General features: G+C 48.4%; 14 protein-coding genes and 1 riboswitch. Of the genes, 9 read left to right on the top strand and 5 right to left on the bottom strand.

All coding sequences use genetic code 11. From position 1 onward, the window contains the following. Nucleotides 1-8 precede the first annotated feature (8 nt). Entirely contained in the window at nucleotides 9-728 is a 720-nt protein-coding gene (locus ODZ53_RS07870) for a glycerophosphodiester phosphodiesterase (RefSeq protein WP_015893722.1), read from the top strand. Between the two features lie 60 nt (nucleotides 729-788). Here ODZ53_RS07870 and ODZ53_RS07865 read toward each other — a convergent pair whose 3' ends face one another. Together ODZ53_RS07865 and ggt are read right to left on the bottom strand one after the other, a co-directional pair. Then, nucleotides 789-2,777 (bottom strand): methyl-accepting chemotaxis protein, encoded by a 1,989-nt coding sequence (locus tag ODZ53_RS07865; RefSeq protein WP_372676554.1) that lies wholly within the window; start codon nucleotides 2,775-2,777, stop codon nucleotides 789-791. 79 nt (nucleotides 2,778-2,856) lie between these two features. Beyond that, on the bottom strand, nucleotides 2,857-4,575 hold the full coding sequence (ggt, locus tag ODZ53_RS07860) for a gamma-glutamyltransferase (RefSeq protein ID WP_372676553.1): 1,719 nt from the start codon (nucleotides 4,573-4,575) through the stop codon (nucleotides 2,857-2,859). 181 nt (nucleotides 4,576-4,756) lie between these two features. Beyond that, nucleotides 4,757-4,845: riboswitch (cyclic di-GMP riboswitch) on the bottom strand. Nucleotides 4,846-5,086: 241 nt separating this feature from the next. Here ggt and ODZ53_RS07855 point away from each other — a divergent pair. From ODZ53_RS07855 to ODZ53_RS07845, 3 genes are all read left to right on the top strand, one after another. Continuing rightward, on the top strand, nucleotides 5,087-5,704 hold the full coding sequence (locus tag ODZ53_RS07855; protein ID WP_015893718.1) for an SET domain-containing protein: 618 nt from the start codon (nucleotides 5,087-5,089) through the stop codon (nucleotides 5,702-5,704). Nucleotides 5,705-5,783: 79 nt separating this feature from the next. Then, the gene (locus tag ODZ53_RS07850; RefSeq protein ID WP_372676552.1) at nucleotides 5,784-7,451 is read left to right on the top strand and encodes a glutamine--tRNA ligase/YqeY domain fusion protein; all 1,668 of its coding nucleotides are present in this window, start codon (nucleotides 5,784-5,786) and stop codon (nucleotides 7,449-7,451) included. Nucleotides 7,452-7,572: 121 nt separating this feature from the next. Continuing rightward, on the top strand, nucleotides 7,573-8,907 hold the full coding sequence (locus ODZ53_RS07845) for an APC family permease (RefSeq protein ID WP_372676551.1): 1,335 nt from the start codon (nucleotides 7,573-7,575) through the stop codon (nucleotides 8,905-8,907). A 69-nt stretch (nucleotides 8,908-8,976) separates the two neighbouring features. On the opposite strand, the gene ODZ53_RS07840 is transcribed toward ODZ53_RS07845, so the two are convergent. Beyond that, entirely contained in the window at nucleotides 8,977-9,405 is a 429-nt protein-coding gene (locus ODZ53_RS07840) for a GNAT family N-acetyltransferase (RefSeq protein ID WP_372676550.1), read from the bottom strand. A 485-nt stretch (nucleotides 9,406-9,890) separates the two neighbouring features. Between ODZ53_RS07840 and ODZ53_RS07835 the strand changes: the two genes are divergently transcribed. Then, nucleotides 9,891-10,739 carry an alpha/beta fold hydrolase gene (locus ODZ53_RS07835; protein ID WP_372676549.1) on the top strand — a complete coding sequence of 283 codons (849 nt, stop codon included), beginning with the start codon at nucleotides 9,891-9,893 and terminating at the stop codon, nucleotides 10,737-10,739. Between the two features lie 39 nt (nucleotides 10,740-10,778). Here ODZ53_RS07835 and ODZ53_RS07830 read toward each other — a convergent pair whose 3' ends face one another. Further along, a complete protein-coding gene (locus ODZ53_RS07830) occupies nucleotides 10,779-11,474 on the bottom strand; it encodes a hypothetical protein (RefSeq protein ID WP_015893713.1) in 696 nt (231 codons plus the stop codon). A 158-nt stretch (nucleotides 11,475-11,632) separates the two neighbouring features. Between ODZ53_RS07830 and ODZ53_RS07825 the strand changes: the two genes are divergently transcribed. From ODZ53_RS07825 to ODZ53_RS07810, 4 genes are all read left to right on the top strand, one after another. Continuing rightward, nucleotides 11,633-12,373, top strand: a complete 741-nt coding sequence (locus ODZ53_RS07825) for a gluconate 2-dehydrogenase subunit 3 family protein (RefSeq protein ID WP_041749702.1) — start codon at nucleotides 11,633-11,635, stop codon at nucleotides 12,371-12,373. Between the two features lie 15 nt (nucleotides 12,374-12,388). Then, entirely contained in the window at nucleotides 12,389-14,110 is a 1,722-nt protein-coding gene (locus ODZ53_RS07820) for a GMC family oxidoreductase (protein WP_372676548.1), read from the top strand. Nucleotides 14,111-14,330: 220 nt separating this feature from the next. Next, nucleotides 14,331-15,539, top strand: coding sequence for a trans-sulfuration enzyme family protein (locus ODZ53_RS07815; RefSeq protein ID WP_372676547.1), 1,209 nt, complete (start codon nucleotides 14,331-14,333; stop codon nucleotides 15,537-15,539). 26 nt (nucleotides 15,540-15,565) lie between these two features. Beyond that, complete coding sequence (locus ODZ53_RS07810; RefSeq protein WP_372676546.1) at nucleotides 15,566-17,020, top strand: sigma-54 interaction domain-containing protein; 1,455 nt, start codon at nucleotides 15,566-15,568, stop codon at nucleotides 17,018-17,020. A 65-nt stretch (nucleotides 17,021-17,085) separates the two neighbouring features. Here the strand turns inward: ODZ53_RS07810 and ODZ53_RS07805 are convergent, their stop codons facing one another. Beyond that, complete coding sequence (locus ODZ53_RS07805) at nucleotides 17,086-17,409, bottom strand: antibiotic biosynthesis monooxygenase family protein (RefSeq protein ID WP_015893708.1); 324 nt, start codon at nucleotides 17,407-17,409, stop codon at nucleotides 17,086-17,088. Nucleotides 17,410-17,579 lie beyond the last annotated feature (170 nt).

The following is a 17,579-nucleotide window of genomic DNA, read 5'->3' as shown; positions in this document are numbered from 1 at the left end:
CTGGCGAAATGAACATTTGTATGGCACATCGCGGGTGGTCAGGCAAAGCCCCGGAGAATACAATGACAGCGATTCGACTGGCTTTGGCAGAGCCAGCTATCAAAGCAATGGAAATTGATGTACAGCTGACGCGTGACGGTGTTCCGGTGCTGATTCATGACTTTACGCTGGAGCGCACGACCAATGGCCGCGGTCTGGTCATGGATCGTACCTTGGCAGAGCTGCGTGAGCTGGATGCAGGGAGCTGGTTTGGCGACAAGTTTGCGGGCGAGCGAATCCCTACACTGGAGGAAGCGCTGATCGCAGTAAAAGGTCGCTGCACACTAAATATCGAGTTGAAAGCAACAAGTGATATGTACCCGGATATCGCTGAAAAGGTGCTCGCGCTTGTAGAAAAGCACGGAATGAAGCAAGAGGTGTACCTGACTTCATTTGATCATGATCTGATTCGTCACGTTCGCACGCTCGATCAAGAAGTGCAGACAGGTCTGATTGTATATGGTCGCCCTGTACTCATGCTGGAACAGATGGAGGCAGCAGGTGCTACGATCCTCTCCATGGGATATCCGTTTCTGAATCGTGAGCTAACAGTAGCCGCGATTGAAAAAGGCTTCAAAGTCATCGCGTGGACGCTGGATGATCCGAAACATATCCGCGAAGTTATTTCGTGGCATCCTCAGGTTCAAATTTGCACGAATCATCCTGACCGGATGTGGGAGTTTGTATAAGCACAAGCAGGAAAGAGCCGCCGAGCAATTTGCAAGGCGGCTTTCCTTTTTGTTGTTGGACTAAATTTTGAATTTGCTTACATGAGATTGCAGTTCTTCGGCTATTCTTGCCAAAGAAGTAGATGATGAACTGACTTCTTCCATAGCTGCCAGCTGTTCTTCTGTGGCGGCCGATACGCTTTGTGTTCCGTCAGCAGAATTCTCCGCTACTTCTTCAATGACACTAACCAACTCTACCACCTGTTTGGTGCCAAAAGACATTTGCTCAGAATAAGCCTTTACTTCTTGAATTTGGCTTGCGACCTGCGTGACAGCATCTTGGATCTGTTCGAAGGACTTGCCTGCATTGTTAACAACCGTAAGTCCAGTGGCGACCTCTTTGGTGCCTTGTTCCATCGATAGGACAGCCTGGTTTGACTCGAGCTGAATCGTCGTAATCAACAGTTTGATCTGTTGCGCGGATTGTGCGGACTGCTCAGCCAATTTGCGCACTTCGTCTGCCACAACGGCGAAACCGCGCCCCTGTTCACCAGCTCTCGCCGCTTCAATCGCTGCATTAAGCGCTAACAGATTTGTTTGTTCAGCTATGGCGGTGATGACTTGAACGATTTGTCCGATTTCCTGCGAGCTGTTTCCTAATCGTTTGACGATATCGGCAATGTTGCCAACAGTGTTCTCGATCGATTGCATCTGGCTGATAACGACCTGAAGGGCCTGATTGCCTTCCACTGCAATTTGGGAAGCGCCCAAAGCCGATTCGGCAGCTTGCTGTGCATTCGTGGCAACCTGCTGAGCCCCTGTCGATACGCCTTGAATTGCGGTGACACTTTCCTCTACACTCTTCACTTGTTTTTCCGCACCGTAAGCTACTTCCTGAATCGTTATGGCGATTTGCTCGGTAGCCTTGCTTGTATGGTCGGCGTTGACCGACAATTCCTCTGCAGAAGAAGCAAGATCTGAAGCTGTATCATTTACTTGTTGAATAATCGTTCGCAGGTTGAGCACCATTGTGTTTACTGATTGGGATAACTGTCCAACCTCATCCTTTGTTCGAATTTGCAAGGGTTGTACAGTCAGTTCACCCTCGGAAATGCGGTTAGCCACGGAGGCAACTGCCGCAATAGGGCGCGAGATTTGCCGGGAAACAGCGTAGGCGATTGCGATCACGACAGCAACAACAATGATGACAATGATCCTAACCATGGTGGTAACGGATGAAACAGCAGATGTTATAGATTCGACAGGGATGTGCAGATACAAACCAAAGTTGGTCTTGGGAATGGGGGAGTAGGTGACAACGTATTCCTTGTCATTGTCCGAGTAGCTGTATGAGCCCTTTTCCGTTTTTCCTGATTTAAGGATTTCCATTAATGGTTGCGGCAGAGCGGATTCCGTAAGCGGTTTGCCGATTAGATCCTGGGTAGGATGGTATTGAATTTGATCCTTGTTATCAACGAGAATCGGATAACCATCGTTGCCTACTTTCAAATCTTTGAGAAAGGTAGCTGTGAAGTCATCTACATTGACTAGTCCGGTTAAGACACCAAGCTTCTCGTTGTTTTTCCCTTTTACAGGGGAAGCGACGATGATAGAGCGATTGCCGGTTGTCTTCGCAACAAGAACATCGGAGAAGCTGGGCTTGTCCTGCATACCGTCTTTGAAGAATTGGCGCTCGCCAAGATTGATTCCAACGCTTTTGGGGAACGTATCAGCCGTTACTTTTCCATCGCTTGCGATAAACGTATTTCCGTCATACAGTTTCATTTCCTCGGTAAACTTGCGAATAAATTCATTTTTTGCCACTGCATCATCGGATTGAATATCCGAGGTGCGGGCTAAAACTTGAATTTCTGTCATACGCCGGTCCAGATATTGATCCATAGCGATGGCTGTACTGGAAGTAAGGTCAACATAGGATGATTTTTGTTTATCAATGAGAATGGATGAAAAGCTGCTCGTGATAAACAACGAAACGGCAGTAAGTGGAATGACGGCCACGACGAGAAACCAAAGAATCATTTTGTTCCTGAGTTTGTTGAACAAAAACATAGGTTTGTCCACTCCTAATCCGTGAATGCGAAATAGAACAGTCAGACTGCTGAGATGAGCTCAGCAGTCTGACAAAATATTAATAGCCCATTGCTGCGCCTTCACCGCGAGGGTCAGCACCGCCAAATTTTACATTGGTTTGCGGGTCAATCAGGATTGCGCCGGACTGTCCCATCGCATCGGTATAGGCTGCTTCCAGCTTTTCGACTGGATGTCCACGTTTAATGAGCTCGTCCAGGACTTCTTGAGGGATGCGGCTTTCCACCTTGAGATTGTTGGAAGCAGATCCCCAGTTGCGTCCATGCAGCCATCTTGGCGCTTCGATTGCGTCTTGCACGCTGAAACCAAAGTCGACGATGCGTGTGACGAGTGCAGCTTGCGTTTGCGGCTGTCCTTCTCCCCCTTGTGTTCCGTAAAGAAGATAAGGCTTGTCCCCTTTAAAGAGCATAGCTGGGTTAATGGTGTGGAAGGTGCGTTTTCCTGGTTCCAAGTGATTGATGTGTTTGGAATCCAAGGAGAAATAGCTTCCGCGGTTTTGCAAAAGGACACCCGTATCTTTCGCTACGATGCCGGAACCCCAGTCAAAGTAGTGACTCTGAATGATGGACACGGCATTTCCATCTTTGTCGACGATCCCGAACCAGGTTGTATCGCCTTTAGGATCAAGCGGTTCTACGGATTTGGCTGCTTGCTTCAAATCAATGCGCGCAGCTAAATCTTTCCCGTGCTGCTTGGACAACAGCTCATCCACAGGGATATCCGCAAAGGCAGGGTCAGTCAGCCATTTGTCGCGGTCAGCAAAAGCCTGTTTGGTAGCTTCCACAATCGTGTGGTAGTAATCGGGTGTTCCTTCACCCATGCTCTTGAGGTCAAAGTTATTCAAAACATTAAGAATAGAGAGTGATGCCATGCCTTGGGAGTTAGGCGGAACGTTATACGCTTTGTAACCGCGGTAGTCTACCGTAATGGGATCTGCCCACGTAGAGGTATGCTTCTCAAAATCTTTCAACGTGAGCAATCCGCCGTTGGCTTTCATGTCTGCTACGATTTTTTTCGCAACTTCTCCTTTATAAAAACCGTCAGCGCCTTTTTTCGCAATGATTCGCAAAGTATTGGCAAGATCCTTTTGTTTGAGAATTTCGCCCGCTGCATAAGGTTCGCCGTTGGGCTTCAGGAATGTTTTGCGGAATCCATCAAAACGTTGAAGATTCTTCAAGTCATTGTCAGTTGGATCTGTCGCGTATTTTGTCCAATATACTTGGTTGGGGGAGACGGGATATCCGTTCTCGGCGTATCCAATGGCAGGCTCCAGCAGTCTGTTCCATTGAAGCTTATTGTTGCCCATGCTTTTATGGGCGTAGTTGTACGCCTCCCACCAGCCGGAGACGACACCAGGGACAGTGTTTGCTGATTCATAACCGCGGGACGGGATTTTTTCGTAGCCTTTGCCTTTGTAATAGTCGATGGTTGCCTTTTCGCCTGCGCGACCACTGCCGTTCAGCGCTTTCAGCTCTTTTGTTTTGGCATTGTAGATGAGCCAGAAGTTATCTCCGCCAATGGTTGTGTAATGAGGATAGACAACAGCTAAGGTGGAAGCGGCCGTAATAGCAGCATCTACTGCATTTCCGCCGTCTTCCAGTGTTTTCAGGGCCGCAGCCGTAGCCAGATAGTGAGGAGTCGTCACCATTGCGTTCGGTGACATCGATGTTGGACGGTTAGCAGCCTGTGCTCCAGAGAATGTTGATACCCCGATGACAGCAGTCAGCGCGACGGTCGAGAGTTTCTTCCAGAATGACATTCCTATGAAACCTCCTTCATGATGAAAAGAATAATGATTTATTAAACCGGCTATCCGCTGTTGCCTCACCTCCTTTAAAAGTTAAAAATACACAAACATACAAAAGTAGACAAAAATAGACATTATGAGCGCAAAAAAAGACCAATGATATAGGATCATTGGTCGCGTCCTACATCAATACTTCGGTAGCTGGCAAGCGTGTCCGCTGTTGCGGAGGTAGCCCCTGTAGCTTTGCGTCGCCGGATTTCCCCGGGTATGCCGTTTCGATATCAATGGGTGAAGCATAAAATGACACATATACTGATTCGATCGTTGTGGGAAAATGTTCCTAAAAACTCCGTTTGCCAATAATATAGACTATTTACCATTTGTGGTAAATAAGAAAAATATTTTAATCCGTAAAAATAGTCAGGAATGCTATGTATTTTTCGAAAGATATTCACACACCTCTTCGGGCAAAGCTGCTTATGATGATAAAAAGGCACATCTGCCAAGGAGTGAAAAAAAGGCCATGATGCATCCCGATACAGAATTGCGCTATATCAACGATGAGATCGGGTACGGTGTGTTTGCGACGAGGTTTATCCCAAAAGGAACGATTGTATGGGCACAGGATGATTTGGACCAAGTATTGGACCCTGCATTTGTGGAAAGACTTGACTCATTACGAAAACAGGACGTACAAAAATATTCATTTAAGAACCAGTTCGGAAAGTACATTCTTTGTTGGGATAAGGCAAGGTACGTGAACCACAGCTTTCATGCGAATTGTGTGCCGACCATGTATGATATGGAATTGGCTGCACGGGATATTTTTCCGGGCGAAGAGCTGACTGATGATTATGGAACGTTAAATTTGGATGAACCTTTTGAGTGTTTGCCCGAGTCCGACACGGACCGCTCCCGTGTAATGCCCGATGATTTGCTTCGGTATTACCCGCAGTGGGATCGGATTGCAGCGGAAGCATTCCAACGGTTCAATCATGTTGAACAGCCTTTGCTGCATCTGATTCCCTCGAAGCATCTCGAAACGATTCGTGGGATCACGGAGCAGCGCTTAGCCATTGATTCTGTTATTCACCTGTATTGCAGGTCACAATGGCAAACGGGGCAGCAATGGGAGACGTGAGCGGGTCGGTCAACGACCCGATTTTGTTGAACTCTGGGAAGAGAATCAGTATTATGGAATGTAAAGGTGAAGTGAAAGGTTGATTTCATTGGAAAACAAGGTAGCGGCATCCAATTTTATCCGCAATATCATGATTGATGACTTGCAAGAGGGCAAAGTAAAGGAAATCATTACCCGCTTTCCCCCAGAACCGAACGGGTATCTCCATATTGGACATGCAAAAGCAATCTGCCTAAACTTTGAGTTGGCACGAGAATTCTCCGGCAAGGCCAACCTGCGTTTTGACGATACCAACCCGGTGAAGGAAGACATCGAATACGTAGAAGCTATCAAAAGGGACGTTCAATGGCTTGGCTTCGAATGGGACGGGTTGTTTTTTGCATCTGATTACTTTGAAGAGATGTACAACCGAGCGGTGCTGTTGATTAAAAAAGGTCTGGCTTACGTAGACGATCTGTCTCCTGAAGACATGCGTAAAATGCGTGGAACATGGACAGAGCCGGGCACAGATAGTCCGTTCCGCAGCCGGTCTGTGGAGGAAAACCTGGACCTGTTTGCACGTATGCGCCAAGGGGAATTCAAGGACGGGGAAAAGGTGCTGCGTGCGAAAATCGATATGGCTTCGCAGAACTTCAACATGCGTGATCCGGTTCTGTATCGAATCTCCCATGCAACGCATCACAACACGGGCGACAAATGGTGTATTTATCCGATGTACGACTTCGCTCATCCGTTGGAGGATGCTATTGAGGGCGTGACACACTCCCTGTGCTCGCTGGAATTCGAAGATCATCGCCCGTTGTACGACTGGGTAGTCCGCGAGTGCGAAATGGAGAAGGTACCACACCAGTACGAATTTGCTCGCTTGAACCTGACAAACACCGTTATGAGTAAACGCAAGCTGAAACAGCTAGTCGATGAGAATGTGGTAGACGGCTGGGATGACCCGCGCATGCCAACCATCGCAGGCTTCCGTCGTCGCGGCTATACACCGGAAGCGATTCGTACATTCGCTCGTGAAGTAGGAGTAGCACGCGCGAACAGCACCGTTGACGAGAAAATGCTGGAGTATTTCATCCGTGAGGACCTGAAGCTGAAGGCACCACGTACGATGGCTGTATTGAATCCATTGAAGGTCGTCATCACGAACTATCCGGAAGGACAGGTTGAGATGCTCGAAGCGGAGATCAATCCAGAGAACCCAGAGATGGGCAATCGTCAAATTCCGTTCTCCCGCGAAATCTACATCGAGCAGGACGATTTCATGGAAAACCCGCCGAGCAAATATTTCCGCCTGTTCCCGGGAAATGAAGTACGTCTGAAGCACGCGTATTTCATTAAATGCAATGACGTCGTGAAGGATGCAGACGGCAACGTGATCGAGATCCATTGCACGTATGACGCTGAGACGAAGAGCGGCAGCGGTTTTACAGGTCGCAAGGTAAAAGGTACGATTCACTGGGTGGACGCGACCCAAGCAGTTCCTGCTGAATTCCGTTTGTACGAGCCATTGATTATGGATGATGAAGACGCAGAGGGTACTTTCCTCGACAACGTTAACCCGAATTCGTTGGAAGTACTGCAAGGCTATGTGGAGCCAAATATGAAAGAAACCAAGCCTCAAGACAAGTATCAATTTTTCCGTCATGGCTATTTCAATGTCGATCCGAAGCATACGACAGATGTTAAGCTCGTATTCAACCGGATTGTATCATTGAAGAGTTCCTTTGAACTGCCAAAAGCATAGGAAATACTCATATAAATCAAGCGCTGCTGTGCATGGAGAACCCGTGTGCAGCGGTGCTTTTTTCTTTCGTGATTATAAATTGGCGTGTATAATTATTCTGTTACAAAAAGGAGGACAGGCAGTGAACGGGAGAGCAGAACTAACACGTAGTTTGAAGTTGCGGCATATTGTCGTAATTGGACTGGGCTACATGGCCCCGATGGCCGTTTTTGACACCTTTGGCATTGTTTCTGGAGAAACGGGGGGGCACGTTCCTGCTGCTTATGCAGTCACACTACTTGCAATCCTGTTTACGGCAGCAAGCTACGGAAAGATGGTACGGCTATTCCCTTCAGCAGGGACCGCGTATACATATACGCAGCAAACGATCCATCCGTATGCCGGATTTCTGGTAGGTTGGGCGTCCTTGCTAGATTATTTGTTTTTACCGATGATTAACGCCTTGTTGACAGGGGTTTACCTATCATCCGTGTTTCCTGATGTATCGACTGTATGGTGGATTATAGGATTCATTGTACTGGTGACGGGGTTAAACGTATTTCGCGTAACAGTAACCGCATCCGTCAACTCGATTTTGGTGTTGTTTCAAGTCGTGGTCGTCGTGCTGTTTGCGGGATTGGCAATCCGTGGTCTTATGCAAGGTGACGGGCTTGGGCAAGTATTCAACCTGCGACCATTTTTGTCACCGGATATGTCTGTCATTGCACTGCTTTCCGGTGCATCGATTCTTTGTTTTTCCTTCCTTGGCTTTGATGCCGTGACAACGCTCACGGAGGAAACCGTCGATGCGAAAAAGACGATTCCTCGCGGGATTATGCTTGTAGCACTCGCAGGGGGAGCGTTGTTTATTACAGCCTCTTATTTCATGCAATCATTATTTCCTGATGTTTCGGTATTATCTGATCCAGAAGCTGCTTCAGCGGAGATTGCGTTATTCATCGGCGGAACCATTTTTCAATTGGTGTTTTTGGCCGCCGCCTTGTCCTCAACGCTCGCATCCGGGCTTGTATCCGTTACGAGTGTCACGCGTTTGTTGTACGCAATGGGCAGAGACGGATTTTTGCCGAAGCGCTGGTTCGGTTATGTACATCCGAAGCTGAGAACGCCCGTACTTAACGTTTTGTTGGTAGGAGCGTTGATGCTGTTTGCTTTGTACATGGATTTGCTAACCGCCACGTCCTTTATTAACTTTGGCGCACTGATCGCCTTTAGTTTTGTGAACATCAGCGTAATGGCGTATTATTTCCGCAAACAAAAGAACAAGTCTATCAAGGATTGGTGGGGCTTCGTGTTGTCACCACTCATCGGGACAACGTTCATCGCCTTTTTGTGGGTCAACCTAGAAGCAACGTCCATGATGCTGGGCTTGCTATGGAGCTCTGTCGGCCTGATCTATTTGTTGTATTTGGTGAAGGTCAAGAAAACCAATTTGAAAATGATGAAATTTGAGGAGTAACATGTGGAACACAAAGAGCCCTACACCCATTATTGGATGTAGGGCTACCTTTTTACGGATGATTGACTGCTAATCGATTCTCTTTTGTAGGTAAAATCTTTGATGGGAAAGAGGGCAATCATCGAGTACACCATGTATCTCGTACCCATGTTTTACATAAAAGTCCTTTGCTTGAAAATCAAAAGTATCTAAATGAATCAAATGAATTCCATACTCTCTAGCTGTGTTTTCAATTTCAAGAAGAAGCTTGCTTCCCAATCCGTTCTTTCTCATATCATCTCTGACCCATAAAGCATCAATGTACAAACATCTCCAAGCATAGTACACACAGTTTATTCCAGCAATGATATTGCCATCTTCATCACGAACGTGTTTATTGATTTTTGAAAAAGGAACGGTCAGTTCAAACGGAACATTCGATTCATTGTATTCAACTATTCTTTGCTCAATAAAACCTGCGTCATCTTTTGTGCTTGCTCTGACTAAATATTGTCCCATGATAACTCCTTTATTTCGTTATCTTGAATATTTGATTAAACGAAACTCCCAGTTCGATGTTTGACTACTAGTATATCACGGGTGTATGGAAGACACCGTATCACGTGGCTTTGGTAGGAGAAAAACAAGCAGCTCGCAGAGGAAACAGGAGAAAACAGCGAAGATCTTAGGGACACCGACCGAGACGCAATGCAAAAGGCGAAACACGCCCTTAAGCGTCCACCTCTGAAACACATCCTGAACCGACTACTTTGGACGCGGTTTCGCTTTTTGCATGGAGTCGGGCAGTCAATCCCCCAGGGGGTGGCCCTAGAAGCTGAGCGCTTTCTCCTGTTTCCTCCCCACCACGACAGCCAGAACAAAGAGGTATTTACCAACCCTCTTCTAGACGATTAAGTAAAGAGAGAGTAAACTTGGCAAAGGCTTTCGCATGCATCATATTGGCGTGCTTATTCCCAAACGTATTTAGTAAGGAGGCAGGCAAAATGAACGTAGCATTGTTCGCGCAAGTCAATCGTTTGCAGGTAGAAGGGGGCACACTAGAGTACGGCGTAACAGGAAAACCACAAGCACCTGCCCTGTTGCTTTTGCATGGCATTCGCAACACCAAGCTACTGTTTGCGCCCATCTTGCCAGCATTGGCAGAGCGATATAGGGTAATTGCGGTAGATATCCGTGGTCACGGGAATTCTGTGAGCCATGGTTCCTTTTCATTTGAGCGGATCGTAACGGATTTGATTCAACTCTTGGAGAAAGAACAGCTCGAACAAGTAACGATTGTCGCAGCGTCCTTTTCAGCTGTGCCTGCCCAGATGCTTGCGATTCGCGAAACCAAGCGCGTCGCTTCGCTCGTTTTATTGGATGGAGGCTATTATTCATTGGGAGAAGTCCCCGGATTCGATCAGGAGAAGGTTGTCGAACGGCTGGCTACCACGCGTTTTTCTTCCGTAGAGGAGGCAGAAAGGCAGTTCTCTGAGCGGTATGGTACGAGCGTGATGCCAGAGGGGTGGATGCGAGAGGAGCTTGTGAAAAAGGAAGACGGAAGCTACGGATACCGTTTGCCGAGGGAGGCGTTTTCCGCCTATTTCCAAGAGTACAGCATTCATAGCCAACCGGAATTGTTCCAACAGCTAATATGCCCCGTGCTATTACTGCTGGCTGACGACAGCTTATTGTCAAAAGAAGAGCAGCAGTTTCATCGACAGGCAGTTGCCACCTATCAAGGAATGGTGAAGCAGGCCAAGGTGAAAATGATACCGGAGGCACAGCATTTGCTAATGGTGACGCATCCGCAAGAGACCGTGAACGAAATCCATCATTTTTTATCGAAATAAGGAAGGGACAAGCGAAATTGCTTGTCCCTTTTTCTTTGTTTACCGCTTCGCTTCACGAATGAGCACATTCAACTGTTCAGCCATGGCTTGTTGATTCTTCTGATCCTTCATTTGTTTTTTCACCGTTTCTAGCGCTTTGATGCCTTTTTTTGAGCTCACGACCTTCACGGGTGTATCCGTCCCATAGATACGCTCGATTTGGGCGCGTGCTTGTGCGAAAGTGCTCTGATGATCGCTCGTACCCAATGTCCCTGGGGTTCCGCTCCCTGATTTTGTACGGGCAGCATCATGCCCGCGACTGGAGCTTCCGGAGTAATTGCTGATGAGATGGGACTGCATCGGATCCATTTGATTGATCGATTGTGTATTGGCAGTAGAAGGAGCCAAGTAGACGGCGTCGTTCACAATCAACGCCTGGACGCCGTGTACGCCCGCTGCCTTCAGTTGGGCTTCCAGCTTTGTGGAAGGACCACCTGTGTGCAGGTGTGAGCTGCCCATGGAGCTGTAGAGAGCATTGCCCATTCCGCTATACGTATGGCCGTGTGCGTTTGTCGTGAATTTCTTATCGCGATCCACGCTTGGAATAACCGTTGCGCCTTTTGGAGCTTGCGTTGTGGACTGTGTGCGTGCTGGCGTATGTGGCTTCGTAGGCGGAGCGGCTTGATTCATACAAGCTGTCAGTAGAAGTACAGTCCCTAAACCTGCGGTACCAACCCATTTGTGGAAGTGCTTCATCAAAATCCCTCCAAGTCATCTCCTACCTATGTAAAAGTTATCTTTTGTTCGCTGCATGAAGTTATGAGTGGAGCTTGTTGGAAAAATTTCTGTGACCACGATTATCTTGAGGAAAAAATGCACAAACCAAAGGAAGGAAATCACTGGAGGTGGTAGATTTGGCAGATTCAAACAACGTGAAGGAGCAGCCAGTATCCCGAAGGAACTTCTTGAAAAACTCTGGCTTGGTGCTCGGTAGCTTGGTCGTGGGTGGCGTGGCAGGTAGCTTGCTCCGAAAACCTGAACCTCAAGCCCAGCCAGCAGCACCGCCCCCTACGGCCGATTACAATCAGGCGCTCATGTTTTTTACGCCTGAGCAATTCAAGGTGGCGGATGCCGCTTGCGAGCGCATTTTTCCTGAGGATGAGCTAGGTCCGGGGGCGAAGGCACTTGGTGCAGCTTATTTCATTGACCACCAGCTAGCGGGTGATTGGGGCTTTAATGCTCGGGATTACATGCAAGCGCCCTTTTATCCGGGTGAAATTACACAGGGCTATCAAGGCAGGCTAAAACGCAGGGAAATATTCGATATCGGCCTTCAAGAGATGAACAACTATAGCAACAGTACCCACGGAAAGCGGTTTTACGAACTCCCACCAGAACAGCAGGACGCTGTTTTAAAGGCTTTTGAATCCGATGAAGTAAAATTGACGACCATCTCGGCGAGCACTTTTTTCAATATGCTGCGGGCCAGTACGATCGAAGGTGTTTATGCAGACCCTCTATACGGAGGCAATAAAAATATGGACGGCTGGAAAATGAAGAATTTCCCAGGTAATCAGATGGCGTATACACAGCTGATTGATAAGCCTGAGTTTGTGAAGATGGCTCCCTTAAGCTTGCGGGATCATCAACATTAGGGAGGACTGTAACATATGGCCAAAAAGTTACCTAAGGTTGACGTCGTGATCGTGGGGGTGGGCTGGGGTGGAGGCATTATTGCTTCTGAGCTAACCAAGCAAGGTCTGACAGTAGTGGGGCTAGAGCGAGGCAAGGAGCGCAAAACCGAAGACTACTTCATGGTACACGATGAATTGCGTTATGCCCTCCGTTACGAGCTGATGCAAGATTTGTCCAAGGAAACGATCACGTTCCGCAGTAGAATGAACGTTCGTGCGCTTCCCATGCGGTCATATGGTTCCTTTTTGCTTGGGACAGGACTCGGGGGATCTGGTGTCCACTGGAACGGACAGACCTTCCGCTTCCTACCGTATGATTTCGAAATCCGCTCCAAGACGATTGAAAGGTATGGCGCAAAGAAAATTCCAGAGGGAATGACGATCCAGGATTGGGGCATTACTTACGATCAACTGGAGCCGTACTTCGATAAGTTTGAAAAGATGGCGGGAATCGCTGGTGAGGAGAATCCGTTGGGGGGGAAACGCTCCAGTCCTTATCCGACGCCTCCGATGCGTACTACACCGAGTATGAAAATGTTTGCGGATGCGGCGAAAAAGAAAAACCTGCATCCATACATCCTTCCATCAGCCAATCTCTCGCAAGCGTATACCAATCCAGACGGGGTGGCACGGGCTGCGTGTCAGTACTGCGGCTTCTGTGAAAGGTTTGGCTGTGAATACGGAGCAAAAGCCGATCCAGTGGTGACCGTGATCCCGGTAGCCAAGAAGACAGGGAAGTTTGAAATTCGCACGCATTCCCATGTCCGCAGAATTTTACATACAGGGAACAAGGCGACAGGTGTTTTGTATACGGACGTCACGACAGGGGAGGAATTCGAACAGCCCGCTGATATTGTGGTGATGACCAGCTATGTATTCAACAACACGCGCATCCTGCTCATGTCCAAGCTGGGAAAACCATATGATCCAACAACCGGAAAAGGCGTGATCGGTAAAAACTACGCCTATCAAGTCTTAAGAGGAGGCGCGGTGGGCTTCTTCGACGACAAGGAATTTAACAATTATGCAGGCGCAGGATCGTTGGGAATGTGTTTGGATGACTACAACGGTGATAACTTCGATCACTCCAATTTGAAATTTATCCATGGCGCGAATATCTCTGTCACACAAACCGGCTTTCGCCCAATTGGCACGAACAAGGTACCACCGGGAATGCCTAGCTGGGGTAAGGATTTCAAGGCTGCCTCGATCAAATACACGAATCGATTCATATCCGTAGGTGCTCAAGGAGCTTCCATGCCATTTCAACAGCATTTCCTTGATCTGGACCCGACGTACAAGGACGCTTTTGGAGATCCGTTGATCCGCATTACGTATGATTTCGTCGACCAGGACAGGGAGCTAGCGGCATTTTGTGCAGATAAATGCGCGGAAATTGTCAAAGAAATGGGGGCGAACGAAAAGCTCGAAATCAACCGCAAGCTCGGACCCTACGATATCACGCCATACCAATCGACGCATAATACAGGTGGCGTCATCATGGGGGCTTCACCAGACAATTCGGCAGTCAACAACTATTTGCAGATGTGGGATGCGGAAAACGTATTTGTCGTTGGGGCTTCCTCCTTTGCGCATAATAGTGGCTACAATCCGACGGGAACGATGGGCGCTCTTTCCTATCGAGCAGCAGAGGGCATTTTGAAGTACAGGAAAAGCGGGGGCGGTATGCTCGTATAAGCTGTTTTTCTAATCATGCAAAACAAAATTGCAACTATGCGAAAAGTCGTTGGGGCAACTAACGGCTTTTTCCGCGTGCACCTGAGAAAATTGATTTGCATAATTGCGAATGTGGATGGCAGAAAAAAGCGCAAAGCCTTGGAATGATGCGGTTTCTCACCTTGGCATGAACCTTGCTATACCATTTGGTAACAGCACAAACCAAAGGGAGAGACAATCAATGACGACAAATAAGTGGAAGATGGACACCTCCATTATTCATACCGCACAAACGCCTTGCCAAAAAACAGGAGCAGTGGTATCCGCAGTGGTGCCTGCTGTGGCCTATGCGTTTCCAGATGCAGACTCCGCAGCGGCGTGCGTGGCTGGCGAGCGAGAAGGAACGTACTACGGAAGATATGGCAACCCTACCATCACCACTTTAGAGCAAAAAATCGCCGCATTAGAAAATGGCGAAGCCGCCTTGGGTGTAAGCAGTGGGATGGCTGCTATTTCTGGGGCTTTGCTCGCCTTTTTGAAACAGGGTGATCATGTCGTGTGTACGCGAGATGTGTACGGAGGCAGCTACAAGTTTCTTACGACCATGGCTCCGCGTTATGGCATTGTGACGGACTTTGTCGATTGCACCGATTTGCAGGCAGTCGAGAGTGCCTTTTTGCCGAACACAAAAGTCCTGTACATCGAAACACCCTCGAACCCGTGCCTGACTGTTTTAGATATCTCGGCGCTGTCCCGATTGGCACACGCTCATGGCGTTGTGGTAATCGTCGACAACACCTTCTTAACGCCGTATTTGCAGCGACCGCTTGAGCTAGGGGCGGATGTCGTCGTGCATAGCGCCACCAAATATTTGAACGGACATGGCGATGTGATTGCGGGCTTCATCGTTGGGAAGCAGGAGCATATCCAATTCATGCGCAAAAACGTCATGGGTGACTTGGGACAAAATTTGAATGCCTGGGATGCTTTCTTAATCCTGCGTGGGCTGAAGACACTCGGTTTGCGTGTCAGACAGCATGGACAAAACGCTCAGGCAGTCGCAGAGTTTTTGGCGAAGCATCCTGCCATCTCGCACGTTTACTACCCTGGTCTGCCTTCGCATCCACAGCATGAGCTGGCTAAACGGCAAATGGCTGGAATGGGCGGGATCGTTTCTTTTGAAGTAAAGGGCGGTTACGAGGCAGCGAAATCTTTCATTAACGCTCTGCACTTGGCTATGATATCGTTTAGTTTAGGAGATCCCGAGACACTGGTACAGCATCCTGCCTCGATGACGCATTCCTCGATCCCTGCTTCCGAGCGGATCAAGTTCAACATTACAGACGGTCTGATTCGCTTATCGACTGGTTTGGAGGACGTGGAGGATATCATCGCAGATTTGGAGCAGGCGCTAGCTAGCTTGCCTATGGCGGCAGCGTCCAGGGGATAAAGGAACGTGAAACTGGAGGATGGGGCATGACAGAGTTTTCCCGGATCGAGGAATTCATTCAATCGTACGCCGACAATATTTCCAAGGTACTGGGACTCGATGTCACCATCCTGGATGAACAAGGGATACGTGTGAGCGGAACCGGCTACTATCAGGAGCTGATTGGATTGCCTGCGCCCGAGGGATCTTTTTTCCGTATGATCCTGCAAACCGGACAGCCGGGAATGATTTTTGACATGAAAAAGAATGAGTCGCAGTGTGGCAATTGCAAGTTCTTGCAGCAATGCCGGGAGCTGGCGACGATTGGATTTCCGGTGCACAAACGGGAGAAGACGGTAGGAGTCATCGGAATTATCGGCTTTTCCCCTGAACAAAAGGAAAAAATGCTGCACCACTCGGAAAAATGGATGCCGTTTTTGCAGCATACGAGTTCTTTGATAGCGCACAAGCTGCTAGAGCTGGATGCGGAGCGGGAGAAGAGCTGCAACATCCAAGAGGAAATGCCGCAGGCCACGGTTCATCCGGTGTATTTCGCCCAGCTGATTGGGGCAGAAACAGGCTTGCGAGATGTGATTGCCAAAGCGAAAAAAGTGACGAGCAGCATTTCCACGGTTCTGATCCGGGGAGAGAGCGGAACGGGCAAGGAGCTGTTGGCCAAAGCCATTCATTGCGAGAGTGGGCGCAGTAGACAGCCATTTGTAGCAGTCAATTGCGCGGCGATTCCCGAGGCCTTGCTGGAAAGCGAATTGTTCGGGTACGAAGGCGGCGCATTCACAGGCTCCAGACGCGAAGGGAAGCCGGGGAAATTTGAATTGGCCCACAAAGGCACGATTTTCCTGGATGAAGTAGGCGATATTCCGTTGTCCCTCCAGCCCAAGCTGCTGCGCGTCCTTCAGGAGAAAACAGTAGATCGGGTAGGCGGCGTTAAAACGTTGGGCGTCGATGTGCGTGTGATTGCTGCTACACACCGGGATTTGGAGAGCATGGTCAGGGAAGGAACGTTTCGCGAGGATTTGTATTATCGACTCAACGTCATTCCTTTGCGGTTAAAGCCGTTGCGTGAACGTACGGAGGATATCGCGCTTTACTTGCAACACTTCCTGTATCGGTACGGGACGTTGCTGCAAAAAGGCAGACTGGAGCTCGAAGCCCAACTCGTCCAACGACTACAAGCATACGAATGGCCAGGGAATATTCGTCAGCTGGAAAATGCCGTCGAGTATATGGTCAACATGGCGGAGGGGCATGTCATCGGCAACGAAGAGCTTCCTGAGTATCTGCTGTTTGAGGATGAGCCGACGACAGTAGGCAGCGATTTGGGGCTGGAAAAGCTGGTGACAGAATATGAACGCTCCATTCTCCAGCGCTATTTGAACGCAGGCAAGTATGGGCAGGACAAAGCCGCGATTGCCAATGAGCTACGGATCAGCTTGTCGACCTTGTACCGGAAGATGGAGAAGTACGGATTGGAAAAAGGATAGAAGAAAATAAAAAACCAGCCTGGTTTGATCGGAGTTTTTCCGAGGTCGGGCTGGTTTGTTTGTATTTACGAAGGGTTCGGTTCTTTTTTCGCTTTCAGCTCGTAATGGCCAGTTTTGCCGCTAATGTACCACTCAGGAGTTTCTTCTTCACGTGCTTGGCGGTGACCTGCCAGATGAACATCACTCAGCTCCCACTGCTTCCACGCCTCTTTTGATTCCCAACGGATCATAACGACCACTTCTTCTTCACCTTTGTGTGGCTTCTGTACCAGCACGCTCAAATCTACAAAGCCAGGAGCCTTCTCAACAGCACCAGGCTCGCTAAAGCCTTGTACGATTTTGTCAGAATGACCTTCCTGGACGACGTATGTTTTTATCTCCATCATCATGAAGTGCGACACTCCTTATCTACCATTTAACCTACTTTTCCATATTAGTGAGAAATATTATCATTGTCAACCAGATATTAACAAATGGTAGGACGATCGAGATGTAGACTGTAAATATAGGATTTCAAATAATCAGGACATGGTTTTCCAAATTGTGATAATGTTGTGTT

Origin of the sequence: Brevibacillus sp. BD137, assembly GCF_041644655.1 — a bacterium.
GTDB classification, from domain to species: Bacteria; Bacillota; Bacilli; order Brevibacillales; family Brevibacillaceae; genus Brevibacillus; species Brevibacillus brevis_D.
The sequence above is the reverse complement of the archived record's forward strand: the minus strand, read 5'-3'. Positions and strand labels throughout refer to the sequence as shown.